Annotated in this window: 14 protein-coding genes; 5 read left to right on the top strand and 9 right to left on the bottom strand. The window is 58.7% G+C overall.

Annotated elements, in window-relative coordinates; all coding sequences use genetic code 11:
* The first annotated feature begins 44 nt into the window (after positions 1-44).
* Together ASC74_RS21195 and ASC74_RS21190 are read left to right on the top strand one after the other, a co-directional pair.
* On the top strand, positions 45-473 hold the full coding sequence (locus ASC74_RS21195) for a nuclear transport factor 2 family protein (RefSeq protein ID WP_056743778.1): 429 nt from the start codon (positions 45-47) through the stop codon (positions 471-473).
* Between the two features lie 181 nt (positions 474-654).
* On the top strand, positions 655-2,370 hold the full coding sequence (locus ASC74_RS21190; protein ID WP_056743776.1) for an amidase: 1,716 nt from the start codon (positions 655-657) through the stop codon (positions 2,368-2,370).
* On the opposite strand, the gene ASC74_RS21185 is transcribed toward ASC74_RS21190, so the two are convergent.
* The 3 genes from ASC74_RS21185 to ASC74_RS21175 all read right to left on the bottom strand — a co-directional run bounded on the left by ASC74_RS21185 (position 2,265) and on the right by ASC74_RS21175 (position 4,898).
* A complete protein-coding gene (locus tag ASC74_RS21185) occupies positions 2,265-3,407 on the bottom strand; it encodes a sterol desaturase family protein (protein ID WP_082555859.1) in 1,143 nt (380 codons plus the stop codon). The genes ASC74_RS21190 and ASC74_RS21185 overlap by 106 nt on opposite strands.
* Before the next feature lie 97 nt (positions 3,408-3,504).
* The gene (locus ASC74_RS21180) at positions 3,505-3,894 is read right to left on the bottom strand and encodes a c-type cytochrome (protein WP_056743847.1); all 390 of its coding nucleotides are present in this window, start codon (positions 3,892-3,894) and stop codon (positions 3,505-3,507) included.
* A gap of 38 nt (positions 3,895-3,932) precedes the next feature.
* Positions 3,933-4,898 carry a GlxA family transcriptional regulator gene (locus tag ASC74_RS21175; RefSeq protein ID WP_056743774.1) on the bottom strand — a complete coding sequence of 322 codons (966 nt, stop codon included), beginning with the start codon at positions 4,896-4,898 and terminating at the stop codon, positions 3,933-3,935.
* 105 nt (positions 4,899-5,003) lie between these two features.
* On the opposite strand from ASC74_RS21175, the gene ASC74_RS21170 reads away from it, so the two are divergent.
* Both ASC74_RS21170 and ASC74_RS21165 read left to right on the top strand, forming a co-directional pair.
* Complete coding sequence (locus ASC74_RS21170; protein ID WP_056743772.1) at positions 5,004-5,573, top strand: acyl-CoA thioesterase; 570 nt, start codon at positions 5,004-5,006, stop codon at positions 5,571-5,573.
* 95 nt (positions 5,574-5,668) lie between these two features.
* Positions 5,669-5,971 (top strand): DUF7693 family protein, encoded by a 303-nt coding sequence (locus tag ASC74_RS21165; RefSeq protein WP_056743770.1) that lies wholly within the window; start codon positions 5,669-5,671, stop codon positions 5,969-5,971.
* Here the strand turns inward: ASC74_RS21165 and solA are convergent.
* The 3 genes from solA to ASC74_RS21150 form a co-directional block, all read right to left on the bottom strand.
* The gene (gene solA / locus ASC74_RS21160; RefSeq protein ID WP_056743769.1) at positions 5,961-7,139 is read right to left on the bottom strand and encodes an N-methyl-L-tryptophan oxidase; all 1,179 of its coding nucleotides are present in this window, start codon (positions 7,137-7,139) and stop codon (positions 5,961-5,963) included. The genes ASC74_RS21165 and solA overlap by 11 nt on opposite strands.
* Before the next feature lie 110 nt (positions 7,140-7,249).
* Positions 7,250-8,524, bottom strand: a complete 1,275-nt coding sequence (locus tag ASC74_RS21155) for a glucarate dehydratase family protein (RefSeq protein WP_056743766.1) — start codon at positions 8,522-8,524, stop codon at positions 7,250-7,252.
* Entirely contained in the window at positions 8,521-9,918 is a 1,398-nt protein-coding gene (locus ASC74_RS21150; RefSeq protein ID WP_056743764.1) for an MFS transporter, read from the bottom strand. The genes ASC74_RS21155 and ASC74_RS21150 overlap by 4 nt, the downstream gene beginning before the upstream one ends.
* A gap of 106 nt (positions 9,919-10,024) precedes the next feature.
* Between ASC74_RS21150 and ASC74_RS21145 the strand changes: the two genes are divergently transcribed.
* Positions 10,025-10,927, top strand: a complete 903-nt coding sequence (locus tag ASC74_RS21145; RefSeq protein ID WP_033060009.1) for a LysR substrate-binding domain-containing protein — start codon at positions 10,025-10,027, stop codon at positions 10,925-10,927.
* A gap of 109 nt (positions 10,928-11,036) precedes the next feature.
* On the opposite strand, the gene ASC74_RS21140 is transcribed toward ASC74_RS21145, so the two are convergent.
* The 3 genes from ASC74_RS21140 to ASC74_RS21125 form a co-directional block, all read right to left on the bottom strand.
* Entirely contained in the window at positions 11,037-11,501 is a 465-nt protein-coding gene (locus ASC74_RS21140; RefSeq protein WP_056743762.1) for a hypothetical protein, read from the bottom strand.
* Between the two features lie 640 nt (positions 11,502-12,141).
* On the bottom strand, positions 12,142-12,384 hold the full coding sequence (locus ASC74_RS32220; protein ID WP_056743758.1) for a hypothetical protein: 243 nt from the start codon (positions 12,382-12,384) through the stop codon (positions 12,142-12,144).
* A gap of 298 nt (positions 12,385-12,682) precedes the next feature.
* Positions 12,683-13,075: a hypothetical protein gene (locus ASC74_RS21125; protein WP_056743756.1), complete on the bottom strand. Its 393-nt coding sequence runs from the start codon at positions 13,073-13,075 to the stop codon at positions 12,683-12,685.
* Positions 13,076-13,270: the final 195 nt, after the last annotated feature.

Genomic DNA, 13,270 nt, shown 5'->3' with positions numbered 1-13,270 from the left:
AACACCGAAGCGTTTGCCAAACAACAAAAATACAGGAGTTGAAAATGTCTGAACTGAAACTGCATCCCAAAGCCGCAGAATCCCTGAACCAATGGCACGACATGATCAGCAAGGGTGACTTGAGCGCCTTGCCCGGTTTGTTGGACCCACAGGCGATATTCCGCTCCCCGATGGCTCACACGCCTTACCCGGGTGCGGCCGTGGTATCGATGATTCTCAACACGGTCATCGAGGTATTTGAGGACTTTGTCTACCACCGGGAACTGTCGACCGCAGACGGGTTGAGCGTTGTCCTGGAGTTCAGCGCCAACGTCGGCGGGAAAGCGTTAAAGGGCATCGACATGATTCGCTTCAATGAACAAGGAAAAATCGTCGAGTTTGAAGTGATGGTCCGTCCCTTGAGTGGCCTGCAAGCCTTGGGCGAGCAAATGGGACAACGCCTTGGCGCTTACCTGGCGGCCAGCAAAGCCTGAAGACGTTGCATCGCCTTGGGCGATGCCTCTGCTCCCTGCTTGGTGTTAAATAGAGCGCGTAAAGCTGCGCAACGAGAACACCGATGAATACCCATTTTGAGATTAGTGATGTCCCTGAGCCCAACATTCAGCGCGATGGCAACATTCATCGCGTCGCCCATCAGCAGACGGTGGTAACAGCATGATCGAGGTCACCGAAGTTTCCATTGCCGAACTGCGTGCTGCGCTCGAGTCAGGCCGAACCACTGCGGTTGAGCTGGTCCAGGCCTATCTCGCCAGGATCGATGCCTACGACGGTCCCGACACGCCCACCGCCCTCAACGCGGTGGTGGTTCTAAACCCCGAGGCGCTGAACGAGGCGCAGGCGTCCGATGCCCGTCGGGCCAAGGGCGAAACGCTGGGTCCGCTCGATGGCATTCCCTATACGGCCAAGGACAGTTACCTGGTGAAGGGGCTCACTGCCGCCTCCGGCAGTCCCGCCTTCGCGAACCTGATTGCTTATCGCGATGCGTTCACGATCGAACGACTTCGCGCTGCTGGTGCGATCTGCCTGGGCAAAACCAATATGCCACCCATGGCAAACGGCGGCATGCAGCGCGGGGTCTACGGCCGTGCAGAAAGCCCATACAACGCTGACTATCTCACCGCTCCCTTCGCCTCGGGTTCATCGAACGGCGCCGGTACCGCAACTGCCGCCAGCTTCGCGGCATTCGGCCTCGCGGAAGAAACCTGGTCGAGCGGACGCGGCCCTGCATCGAACAATGGTCTGTGCGCCTACACCCCTTCGCGCGGGGTGATTTCGGTGCGCGGCAACTGGCCGTTGACGCCGACGATGGACGTTGTCGTGCCGTTTGCCAGAACCATGGCCGACCTGCTCGAGGTCCTTGACGTGGTGGTGGCGGATGATCCCGACACCCGTGGCGATCTGTGGCGGATGCAACCGTGGGTGCCGATTCCGAGTGTCGCCTCGGTGCGCCCCGCTTCCTATGCCGAGTTGGCCGTGAAGTCCGATGCACTGGCAGGAAAGCGCTTTGGTGTTCCGCGCATGTACATCAACGCGGATCCCGATGCGGGCACGAGCGATACGCCAGGCATCGGTGGTCCGACAGGGCAGCGAATCATCACCCGTCCTTCCGTGATCGGGCTCTGGGAAGTGGCACGCAAAGCACTCGAAGCCGCTGGCGCCGAAGTCATCGAAGTCGATTTCCCGCTGGTCTCCAATTGCGAGGGTGATCGCCCGGGTGCACCGACCGTATTTACGCGAGGCCTGGTGTCCAAAGAGTTCCTGCATCATGAGTTGTGGGACCTGTCGGCCTGGGCGTTCGATGATTTTCTGCGGGCCAATGGCGATCCTCAGTTGAACCGCCTGGCCGATGTCGACGGACCGCTGATTTTCCCCCACGACCCGGGCACTCTCCCCAACCGGGAGGACGACCTTGCCGCAGGCATGGACGAGTACGTGAAGATGGCCAAGCGCGGCATCACACCGTGGGACCAGATCACCACAGTGCCTGACGGACTGCGCGGACTTGAACAGACGCGTCGAATCGATCTTGAGCACTGGATGGATCGGCTGGGGCTCGATGCGGTGCTGTTCCCTACGGTGGCCGACGTGGGTCCGGCGAATGCCGATGTCGATCCGAAGTCTGCGGATATCGCGTGGAGTAACGGCGTCTGGGTCGCCAACGGCAATCTTGCCATCCGGCACCTGGGCGTTCCCACGGTCACGGTGCCGATGGGCGTCATGCCCGACATCGGCATGCCCGTCGGGCTGACATTCGCCGGTCGTGCCTATGACGATTCGACGCTGCTGCGCCTGGCTTCGGCGTTCGAATCGATCGGGTCAAAACGATTGATCCCGCCTCGCACCCCACCCTTGCCGGTTGGCCAACAATAGAAAGGGCGGGATTGGAGCTTTACACGCTCCAATCCCGTCCACTGGTTGAACGTGGAGATCTTGCGGGCGATGTCCACAAAGGGCGTGACGATCAGGCTATAGAGCGTCAGGTAACGGTCGTGGTCCTGTTTGCCGGTGCCGAACTGAATAGGCTCGGGCGTCGAGTGTGTGACGTAGAGCGTGCCGAACATCCAGTCCCAGAGTGACAGGTTGATACCGAAGTTCTTGTTGAAATGTCGGGGCGCGTCACTGTGATGAATCTGGTGTTGCGCCGGGCTGTTCAGTACATGCTCGACCACAGGCCCGAAAGACAGCCAGACATGGCTGTGACGCAGATTGGCAGCCAAGGCATTGAGGATCAGGACCATATAAGTCACGCCGAACAAGGTGTACCGGCTGATCTCCCCGCCACAGGCGTACCAGAAGACACCGGCAAAAGCGCCGAGGAAGACGGTGTCAGTCAGTCTCTCGACCATTTTTTCCACAAAGTGAATCCGGCTAGCCGTCGCCGGCACCAGGACGGGCGCGGAATGATGGACTTTGTGGAACGCCCACAGATACCGGGAATGAAAGGCGCGATGGCCCCAGTAATGGATGAAGTCTTGCACCAGAAACACGCCCAGCCCGTAGAGCAAGGAAAGTAAGAGGTTCTCCCCCACCTGCACGCGCGCGCCCCAAAGATTGTTGAAAAACGAGATGTAGTCGCCGGAACGCAGGACGTACGGATCGACCAGGCCAACAATGGGCAGCACCAGCGCGACCTTCAGGATGGCCCGCACGAAGTAGTACCGGTAATCCAGCAACGCCGAGGGATGAAAATGAACCCGGTGCCCGCCGATGAACTGCCAGAAAGAACGTGCGTCGGTCAGCCCGCGATATTTTCTGAAGCGGTACAGGGTGTAGGCGATGCTGTAGGACACGCAGAGAAACACGACGCTGAAGCGGCCGTTCAGATCGAAAATGCCAAGAAACTGATCCGTGACAGGCTCGATCACCCACTTCATCAGGCCGTCATACAGAAGCGCGAAAACATCCATTAACGGCTCCCCACCGAAAAAAGGGGGGGATTGTAATTCAGATCGTAACCACCGGGTGTTCCGAGCCGAACGAATGCCTTTCGAGCGTCACAAAGTCCTACTGCGGCTGAAACGTCTGAAGGTACGCCAACAGGTTGTCGATCTTTTCCGGGTCACTGAGGCCCCAGAAAATCATGCGAGTGCCGGGCACCACTTCTTTTGGAGCTTCCAGGTACGCGGTCAGTGTTTCGCGGGTCCAGACGATACCGGCGGATTTCATCGCATCGGAATACTGGTAATCCGTGGTGCTGCCCGAAGGGCGTCCAAAAATGCCATTGAGCTGCGGCCCGAATGAACCGCGCGCGGACTCCCCGACCTGATGGCAGCCACCGCATATCCGCTTGAACAGTGTCGCACCCGCTTCAGCATCGCCGGCCGCGTGTGCTTGCGCGCCGAATAATCCAGCATTGAGCACCAGGGCCAAGGTGAGTACGGCGGTTTTCTGCATGTTCTGCTCCCAATCATCTGTGGCTTGGCGCAAGTCAATCAACTCGCACCCGATTGAAACTTCTTCCTGTACGCCGCCGGCAGCAAACCCACGCGCTGGCGGAACAGTCTACGGAACGAATTACCGTCTTCGTAGCCCACGGCGTAAGTGATGCTGTCGAGTGTCATGCGGGTGGACTCAAGAAGCTGCTTTGCCTTCTCCAGACGCAGGGTTTGCAGGTAGGTAATGGGCGTGTAACCGGTGGCCTTCTTGAAACGCCTTTTGAAGTTCCTGACGCCGAACCCGAATTGCTGGGCGACGTCATCAATCAGCAGCGGCTGTTCGAAGTGCTCCTCCAGCCAGTGTTGAACCCGCAGGATGTCGCCATCCCCATGGTTCTTCGGCAATGACCACATGACGTACACCGATTGCTCGCTGCGCACAGCGTCGACCAGCAAGTATTTGCCGCACTTTTGCGCCAGTTCCAGTGAGGCGAACCGGCGCACGAGGTGCAGCAGAAGATCCATGGCGGCACTCGCGCCCCCGCACGTGATCACGCGATTGTCCTCGCAGAGGATCTGCGTCTCCTCCAGACGGACCTCGGCATACCGACGACGAAACAGGTCTGCAAAGGCCCAGTGCGTGGTAGCACGAACGCCATCCAGCAGGCCCGTTTCGGCCAGCATGAACGCCGCCGTGCACATCGACGCCACCACGGCACCCTGCGCATGCTGTTGACGCAGCCACGGCCCATAAGCTGAAAAGGCCGGCAAGGCATCCTTCAAGGTGAAGAGGAATCCGGGGATCAGCACCAGGTCGGTTCGCGGGATCTCGCCGGTGGACAGGTCCACGCGCAACATCTGCCCTCCCCACGCGGCGACATCACCCCCCTCAAGCGAGGCGATGACCACTTCAAAAGGCGCGCCGGCAGTGTCTGCAAACAGGTTGGCGGCGCTGAGCACTTCCAGGGCCATCGTGGCGCTGGCGGCGGAACATTGATCCGCCAGTAAAAGCGTGATGTGCATAAATGATCCAATTGCGCTTTTCGCATGAAAAAAGTCATTTGCGCACCTACCTTACCCGATCCTTCCTCCCTAAAGTGCACCGGTCATTCAATCATCGGCGTACTTATGAATCTCTGGTTCCGACTTTTCCTCATGCTGTTTCGTCGTCCATGGCGCAAGCCCGTTGACGCCTTGGACACCACCATCGTCCACATGCGCGTCTGGCCGCTTGATCTCGACCTCAACCGACACGTTACCAACGGCCGGTATTTCACCCTGGCCGATATCGGACGCATGGACTACGTGCTGCGTTGCGGTGCATTCCGGGTGGCGCTGCGTAATAAGGCCGTTCCTATCGTCGGGGACACCTGGGGCAAGTTCCGGCGTGAGCTGAAACTGTTCGAGGCGTTCGAGATTCACACCAGGATGCTTGGCTGGGACGACAAGTGGAGCTTTATGGAGCACCGCTTCGTGAGCAAGGGACGCGTGGTCGGTGTCGTGGTGATGCGGGGTCTGTTCCGCTCTGCCAAAGGCACCGTTCCACCTGGCGAATACGCCCGGGAACTGGGCTTGGCTGAACAGTCGCCGCCGATGCCGACGTGGCTGACAGACTGGTCGCAAAGCTGCAACGACATGAGCCGTGAGCTTCGAGAGGAAGAAGGACAGCCTGCACGGCGCCCGCAGACCGTCGAATAAATTCGGCGCGCCCGCTATCCGCTGACAGTTTCAAGCGCACGCTCTATCCTGTGCCCCCCGAATCTACGCTTGCCACGATTTCACCGGAGACATCAGTGCCGCCCCTGACCGCCCGCGAGGTTTACCAGCAATTGCGCGACGCCGCGCTGGAAGTTCGGCTTCTAAAGCGCCTCGACGAACAACCCGAGCCCGGCCAGGTACAAATCGATATCGAGGGCTGGCGCCTGACCCTCGACTTCGACGGCACTCGCCTGCGCCACTGCCAGCGTTGCCAAAGCCCGGACGGTCGCGAGGGCGTGCTCGACAGTTGGCAACGTTACGGCACCGACCCGGTCAGTTTGCTCAGCACCTGGGAGCTGGCGCAGATCGAGCGCCTGTGCACTGCACTCACTCAATAACGCCCTCAAACCGCTTCAACGAAAACGCCGACAAGTCCAGGTCACTGCTGCCCCGCACGCACCACTGCGCCAGCGCTTCCCCCAGCGCAGCGGAATGCTTGAAACCATGCCCCGAACAGGCGGACACCACCAAGGTATTTTTCAGCGACGGGTGCTCGTCGATGATGAAATTGCCGTCCGGTGTGACGGTGTAGGCACACACCGCCGATTTGACGACCCGCGAGCTGACGCCCGCAATCTTGCCGCGCACATGGGTGTCGAACATCTCGCGTGCTTCGGCGTCGCTGACGGTTCTGTCCAGCGTGTCGGGTGAAGTTTCTTCGCTGTATTGCTCGGTGCCGACCTTCAGGCTGCCCTCGCCGGGCAACGGTGGGAAACCATAGACAGAGTCTTCATCGCCTGGCCCGTGAGTACAAATAAAGGTCGGTGACAGCGGTGCGAATCGGGCGTTCTCCTCCAGTTCGAACCAGAACAGTTTCTGACGACACACCCGCAGCAACCGGTCGAAAGGCTCGCCGAGCAAGCCCTGCGACCACATGCCGGCGCTGATCACGACCTTGTCGGCGAGGAGGGTTCGCTGATCGGTAATGACGGTGACGCCCTGCTCGTCCGAGGTGATTTGCATGACGGTTTCGCCCTTCAGCAGCGTCGCGCCCAGTTCCTCGGCGTGCCTGAGTTGTACCGCGATGCAGCGTTCGGGCCGGAGATAACCGCCGCCCGGTTCGAAATAACCGACTGCCGTGTCCAGCACCGGTGAAAACTGCGGAAATCGCTGACGAATCTGTCCCGCCGACAACACCTCATGCTCGATGTCATAGGTGTTCGCGAGATGAAGGGTGCTGTGGGTGAAGTCACGTTCATCGTCAGCGTCATACGTGGGGCTGGAGGTCATGACCAGCACACCACACTGCTCGAACAATGACTCACCGGACAGCGCTTCGAGCTCGCGCCAGATTCGGTGAGCGTTGCGGACGATGGGCAGATACTCGGCGCCTTCCCCGACCGAGAGCCGGGTGATGCGCGTATCGCCATGGCTTGAACCTTGATCGTGGGGAGGATGGTGGCGGTCGACACCCACCACCTTGACGCCGGATTTCGCCAGTTGATACAGGGTGGCGGCGCCCATTGCGCCCATGCCGAGAACCGCTACTTCACACCGAAGATCCATCTATGCCCCCGCCGAAACCGGCTCGTTGAAAAGCCATCAGCATAGGTCAAGGATCGCTCCTTCGGTTTGCCATGACTTTTCAATACTCCGGGGAGGCACAGCTCACCTGATCAAAAACGCGGTTTGACCGCCTTCCACTCCGGTTTGTAACGCTGCATCTGTTTCACGTCATCGCGCTGACGAATGCCGCACGTCAGGTACTGGTCGTGCAGCTTGCCCAGTTGATCGTGATCCAGCTCCAGACCCAATCCGGGCGCTCGAGTGATTTTCACGCAGCCATCGACGATGGGTATTTTGCCACCCTTGATCACTTCTTCATCCGGTTCCTGCCACGGGTAATGCGTGTCGCAGGCGTAATCCAGATTGGGCACCGCGGCGGCGACATGGGCCATCGCCATCAGGCTGATGCCCAAGTGCGAGTTGGAATGCATCGACACGCCAAGGCCGAAGGTGTCGCACATTTTCGCCAGCGCCTGGGTGTCGCGCAGGCCGCCCCAGTAATGGTGGTCGGCGAGGACGATCTGCACGCTGTTCAACGCGACGCTGCGGCGAAACTCATCAAAATCGGTGACCACCATGTTGGTCGCCAGCGGCAGGCCGGTGCGCTTGTGCAGTTCGGACATGCCGTCGAGGCCCGGCGTCGGGTCTTCGTAATATTGCAGGTCATCGCCCAGCAGTTCGGCCATGCGGATCGAGGTTTCCAGCGACCAGTTGCCGTTCGGGTCGATGCGCAACGGGTAACCGGGGAAAGCCTTTTTCAGCGCCTTGATGCACGACACTTCATGCTCCGGTGGCAGCGTGCCGGCCTTGAGCTTGATGCTCTTGAAACCGTTGGCCTCGATCATGCGCCGCGCCTGGGCGACGATCTGTTCCTCGTTCAGCGCTTCACCCCAACTGTCGGGTTTGTAGGGTGAATCGACATGCTGGGCGTACTTGAAGAACAGGTAGGCACTGAATGGAATCTCGTCGCGAATCGCACCGCCCAGCAAGTCCACCAACGGCACGTTCAACGAGTGCGCCTGCAAATCCAGGAACGCCACTTCGAACGCCGAATACGCGTTGCTCACCGCTTTGCTGGCATGGGAGCCCGGCGCCAGTTCCGCACCGGCGATACTCGCCGGTTTGTTCGCAGCCACCGTGGCCTGCACGATGCGGCGCAGCTGATTGAGGTTGAACGGGTCGAGGCCGATCAACTGGTCTTGCAGTTGCTGCTGGATCAAAAGCGCCGGGGCGTCGCCGTAGCTTTCACCCAGGCCAATGTAGCCGTTGTCGCTTTCAATCTCGATGATCGAGCGCAGCGCAAAGGGTTCGTGGATACCACTGGCGTTGAGCAGCGGCGGATCACGGAAGGCGATTGGGGTGACGGTGACTCGTTTGATTTTCAAGAAGCTGCTCCCTTTGAACCTGAACTCAAGGCTTGATGACGGATGGATTTTTTGGCTGCCGTGTCGATGGCAGGTTTGTCGGTCAGCGCGCGGAGCGCATCGCCACGCGGTGCAGTGCGGGCGAAAAAGATCACCACGGCCGCGACCAGTGACGTGGCCGCCAAACCGTAGAGACCGCCTTCGATGGAGCCGGTTTTTTGCTCCAGGAAACCAAACGCCGTCGGGGCGACGAAACCGCCGAGATTGCCGATGGAATTGATCAGGGCGATCACCGCGGCGGCGATGCGAGCGTCCAGATAACCTTGCGGAATCGGCCAGAACAATGCCGAGGCGGCCTTGAAACCAATGGCGGCAAAACAGATGGCGACGAAGGCGAAGATCGGCCCGCCGGTGGTGGACATGAACATGCCGAACGCGGCGATCACCAGGGTCAACGCCACCCAGGCTTGCTGGTGTTTCCATTTGCTGGCCATGGCGGCGAAGCCATACATCGCGATGATCGAAATGATCCACGGAATCGAGTTGAACAGGCCCACCTGGAAGTCGCCGAGGTTGCCCATTTTCTTGATCATGCTCGGCAGCCAGAACGTGGCGCCGTAGATGGTCAGGGCGATGGAAAAGTAGATGAAGCAGAACAGCGCGATCTGCTTGTCGGCCAGCAACTTGAACATCGACGGCTTGACGGTCTGTGTGGCTTCGCGGGCCTGTTGTTCCAGCGCGATGGCGTCAACCAGTGCGTCCTTTTCTTCGGCGCTCAGCCATTTCGCCTCCCGCGGATGGGATTGCAGCCAGAACCACACGAACCCACAGAGCACGATCGAGGCAAAGCCTTCGATCAAGAACATCCACTGCCAGCCATGCAGGCTGAAACCGCTGACATTCAACAGCGCGCCGGAGACAGGACCGGAGATCACCGAGGCAATGGCCGAACCGCTGAGGAAAATCGCCATGGCTTTGCCGCGCTCAGTCGACGGCAGCCATTGGGTGAAGTAGTAAATGATGCCGGGAAAGAAGCCTGCTTCGGCTGCACCGAGGACAAAACGCAGCACATAGAAGCTGGTTTCGCCGCGCACAAACGCCATGGCCATCGCCGCCGCGCCCCAGGTGAACATGATGCGCGTCAGCCAGGCGCGAGCGCCGTAGCGTTGCAGCAGCATGTTAGAGGGGACTTCGAAGATCGCGTAACCGATAAAGAACAACCCGGCGCCCAGGCCGTAGGCTGCCGCGCCAATGCCAAGGTCGGTTTCCATGTGGCTGCGCACGAAGCCGATGTTGACGCGGTCGATGTAGTTGACGATGAACATCACCACGAACAGCGGCAGCACATGGCGCTTCACCTTGGCCGCGGCGCGGGCGAGTACATTCGGGTCCGGCGGACTCTGGACGGTATTCAAGGGGCAACTCCCAATCATTGTTTTTTTAGGGACAGGCCGATGATGGACGCAGGTATTGATCCCGTCTAATCTAACTTGGCATTCGATTGATACCTGGATTAGATCAATGTTCGAACTGACTCAACTGCGCTGCTTCACCACCGTGGCGACCGAACTGAATTTCCGCCGTGCCGCCGAACGGTTGAACATGACCCAACCGCCCCTCAGCCGACAGATTCAACTGCTGGAACATCACCTAGGCGTCGAGCTGTTCACCCGCACCACCCGCAGCGTCGCCCTGACCGCCGCCGGCCGCGCCTTCTTCATCGAAGCGCAGAACCTGCTGGAGCGCGCCCAGCAAGCCGCCGTCACCGCCCGCCGTTTTGCCGAGGGCGACATCGGCTCGGTCAACATCAGCTTCGTCGGCAGCGCGGTGTATGAATTCCTGCCCAAGGTCATCGCCGAAGCACGGCTCAAACAGCCGCATGTGAAAATCGACCTGACGGAGATGAACACCTACCAGCAGCATGAAGCGCTGCGCGCGCGGCGTATCGATCTGGGCATCGTTCGAGCACCGTTGCTGGAACCGGGATACGCCACCGAATGCCTGGTGCGTGAACCGTTTGTATTGGCGGTGCCGAGCCGTCATCGGCTAGCGAGCGCAGAAACCGTGTCGGTCAAAGACCTCGATGCACAACCGTTCCTAATGTACTCCCACGCCGCCTACCCGCCGTTCAACGAACTGCTGACCGGCATGCTCCGCTCTGCCCGCGTCGCCCCGGAATACGTGCAATGGCTCGGCTCATCGTTGACCATCCTGGCGTTGGTCAACGCCGGAATGGGCCTGGCCCTGGTGCCTCGCTGCGCCACCAGCGTGGTGTTCAAGAACGTGGTGTTTCGCGATATCGATCTGGGCGAAGGTGTGCAGAGCGAGCTGCATCTGATCTGGCGCGAGAACAATGACAACCCGGCATTTGCGATGTTGCTGGAAGGCATTCGAAGGGCTGTGCGGGAGGGATGGGGTGTTTGAGTTTGGCGTTGCCTGGTGTTTCTTTCGGGTCATCGACCACGTTGGTCAGTAGCGGCCCTTCGTGACCTACAACTATCGGCCAAGACCGGTCCTTCGTGGCACCTTATCGCTACTGATGAAGACCCTCAACTGTCGCGACATATTCCTCGCTACCAATTCCGATCTGCCCCCACACCTCACGTTCTTCTCCGCCTTGACGATCGTATTGTTCGTCGGCGTCCCAAAGTGTAAGAATTTGGTTCGGAAAACAGTATTCATACCGGTCGAACACATGCGGGCCGGAGTCGTCCGCCGCAGCCACAAAAGAAAATAATTCTGTCGCAGCGGTGGAAAAAACATCGATTCCTTTATACGTGAAGCTGATCTCAGAGCTGCCGGAGACACCGATGAACTGGACGAAACCTTCGAGGCTGTACTCCAATTGGATACAGGCGGCGCAAAAGTAATCACTGCGACCATAGGAGTCTTCAAGGGCAAATCCGCTGTTGGCCAGAGCCTCCCTCGCCGCTTCCCGGGACGCCCCGAGACAGGCGGGGCCTATCGATTCACGTGGTGAAATCTCAAATATGCGCATTACTCTCCTCCAGGGAAAAAGCGAGTCAATTAATCACCAATGCCGTTCGATTTCAACTGGATGAGGTGGCCATGCGGGGGGTTCGTTACTGGCGGAAATATTATCGGTGTCGAGTGTCGGTTACGAATTGCCCCTGACGAGAGGTTTCCAGATTTGAATCAGCTTGGGCAGCTCATCACCCTTGGGTTCAATCAAGCGAAGGTGGCCGGAAAATCGGTTGAGATTTCCGAGTATAAGAAACGTACGTACTTGTTTTTGACCATGCCAGATGTCAACGGTAGGCAGCAAATTCAGGTTACCGGCGAGCGCGCTTAAGGCCCCGCCCGAATATGTATCCCCGGCAGGCCCTGCTGAGCGCGGGGGCTGTCGAGAGCCGATTCAGCGAGTCGGCAGCCGACAGTCACAGACGCAACGGAAAAGCCCAGGTACACCCCAGACGGCGTGTGGCACCCAGTCGAGCGTGGCGAGAAGCGAACGACTCCACTCGGTCGCTTTTTACCTGTCACGACTGACCGCTTTGGGTTGTGGATTCAACCGGTCGTGACAGGCAGAAAGCGGCCACTAGCTGCCGATCATTACGGCAGCAATGGGCAGCTGAAAACTGCATCATCTGAATGGGTGTCGGTGCAAATCAGAAGGCTCATTTCTTCATTGAGAGCCGTAGTCGTTGCCATTCATTCCAGCAGTCCTCTGCAACTAAGTCCCGGAGACCACGTTCGTTCTCCATATCGAGGGCGACGTCGAATGGAACTGCAACACACGTCGCTTGGTCACGGATCTTGAGTACTTCGGACTCTGTGAGTGGCGAACCTTTGTTCGTTTCGGCGCTTTGCAAAACCACCGAAAGCGCCGGAATGAATACAACGCAAAGCTGATCCGTCATCTGTCGCTAGCCTCAATGTGCAGGAAGGCCGAAAGATTACGCTGCTTGCTTAATCACGGCTATTCGCCAAGAGCATCCATTGCCTCATGTCAGCTTTGGGTCCAGGCTGTGTGAAAACCTTTTTGAGAGCTGCGCGACGGCTCAAAAAGAGAACGAAATTTCCGTTTTTATCCAATTTTTGCGTCCGTTAACCGCGAAAAACCGGACAGGCTTTACCTAGAAGCGTGGGTCTCAAAGCAGTGTCTGTATTTTCAAACAGCCTGTACCCAAGGCCGGGCATGCGACCGGCTGGATGTAGTTAACTAAACGCTATGCAAACAGGTTCCATCTCTACCAACGCATTTTCACAAGCGCCTACGAGATCTCGCACGCAGTAAAGTCTCCATCCCTTGCCCGATCCCCACTTGGCAGCAACCGGTTCAAGCGAAGATTCCTCCTCCTGCGTTGCCCGAGCCCAATCATCGTGCCCGATCTCGGCGATCAGTTGCGCCTGGTAGACCTGTAAAAATGGAAGCAAGCTTTTCGCTTGATCGACATCTATGAGGACAAAGTCTGCTGTGTCGAGTTGCTGTTTAACATTTTCGACCAGTTCGCGAGCCTGCAAAGGGAGTGCATCTAACACTGCCTCCAAGGCTGACCCCGACTTGTCGGCACTTTGGAACGTACCGCAAATGATGTTCCCTCCTGCCATATCCTTTTCCCTGTAGTGATTTCGAAGTCTAGATTAGGCACCTCGCGATCCAGTGTCTATCGTCAACTCCTGGCCGTTAGCTGCCTGATTCGACCGTCCGCTTCACGCCCTGAGGAAGTCAGTCAACCTAAATCAAGACTCTTGAGGAGCGGTGACCCACGCTTCCTCAAAGCATTCAAATAGGTGGTTTCATCG

This window comes from Pseudomonas sp. Root329, from assembly GCF_001424925.1.
GTDB lineage: Bacteria > Pseudomonadota > Gammaproteobacteria > Pseudomonadales > Pseudomonadaceae > Aquipseudomonas > Aquipseudomonas arabinosi.
Note: the sequence above shows the minus strand (reverse complement) of the source record. Positions and strands in the feature narration are given on the sequence as shown.

Coding starts and splice junctions, on each gene's coding strand:
- ASC74_RS21180 (WP_056743847.1), bottom strand. CDS start 3,894: ATGCAGAAAACCGCCGTACTCACCTTGGCCCTGGTGCTCAATGCTGGA.
- ASC74_RS32220 (WP_056743758.1), bottom strand. CDS start 12,384: ATGACGGATCAGCTTTGCGTTGTATTCATTCCGGCGCTTTCGGTGGTT.
- ASC74_RS21145 (WP_033060009.1), top strand. CDS start 10,025: ATGTTCGAACTGACTCAACTGCGCTGCTTCACCACCGTGGCGACCGAA.
- ASC74_RS21175 (WP_056743774.1), bottom strand. CDS start 4,898: ATGCACATCACGCTTTTACTGGCGGATCAATGTTCCGCCGCCAGCGCC.
- ASC74_RS21170 (WP_056743772.1), top strand. CDS start 5,004: ATGAATCTCTGGTTCCGACTTTTCCTCATGCTGTTTCGTCGTCCATGG.
- ASC74_RS21185 (WP_082555859.1), bottom strand. CDS start 3,407: ATGGATGTTTTCGCGCTTCTGTATGACGGCCTGATGAAGTGGGTGATC.
- ASC74_RS21140 (WP_056743762.1), bottom strand. CDS start 11,501: ATGCGCATATTTGAGATTTCACCACGTGAATCGATAGGCCCCGCCTGT.
- solA (WP_056743769.1), bottom strand. CDS start 7,139: ATGGATCTTCGGTGTGAAGTAGCGGTTCTCGGCATGGGCGCAATGGGC.
- ASC74_RS21195 (WP_056743778.1), top strand. CDS start 45: ATGTCTGAACTGAAACTGCATCCCAAAGCCGCAGAATCCCTGAACCAA.
- ASC74_RS21125 (WP_056743756.1), bottom strand. CDS start 13,075: ATGGCAGGAGGGAACATCATTTGCGGTACGTTCCAAAGTGCCGACAAG.
- ASC74_RS21190 (WP_056743776.1), top strand. CDS start 655: ATGATCGAGGTCACCGAAGTTTCCATTGCCGAACTGCGTGCTGCGCTC.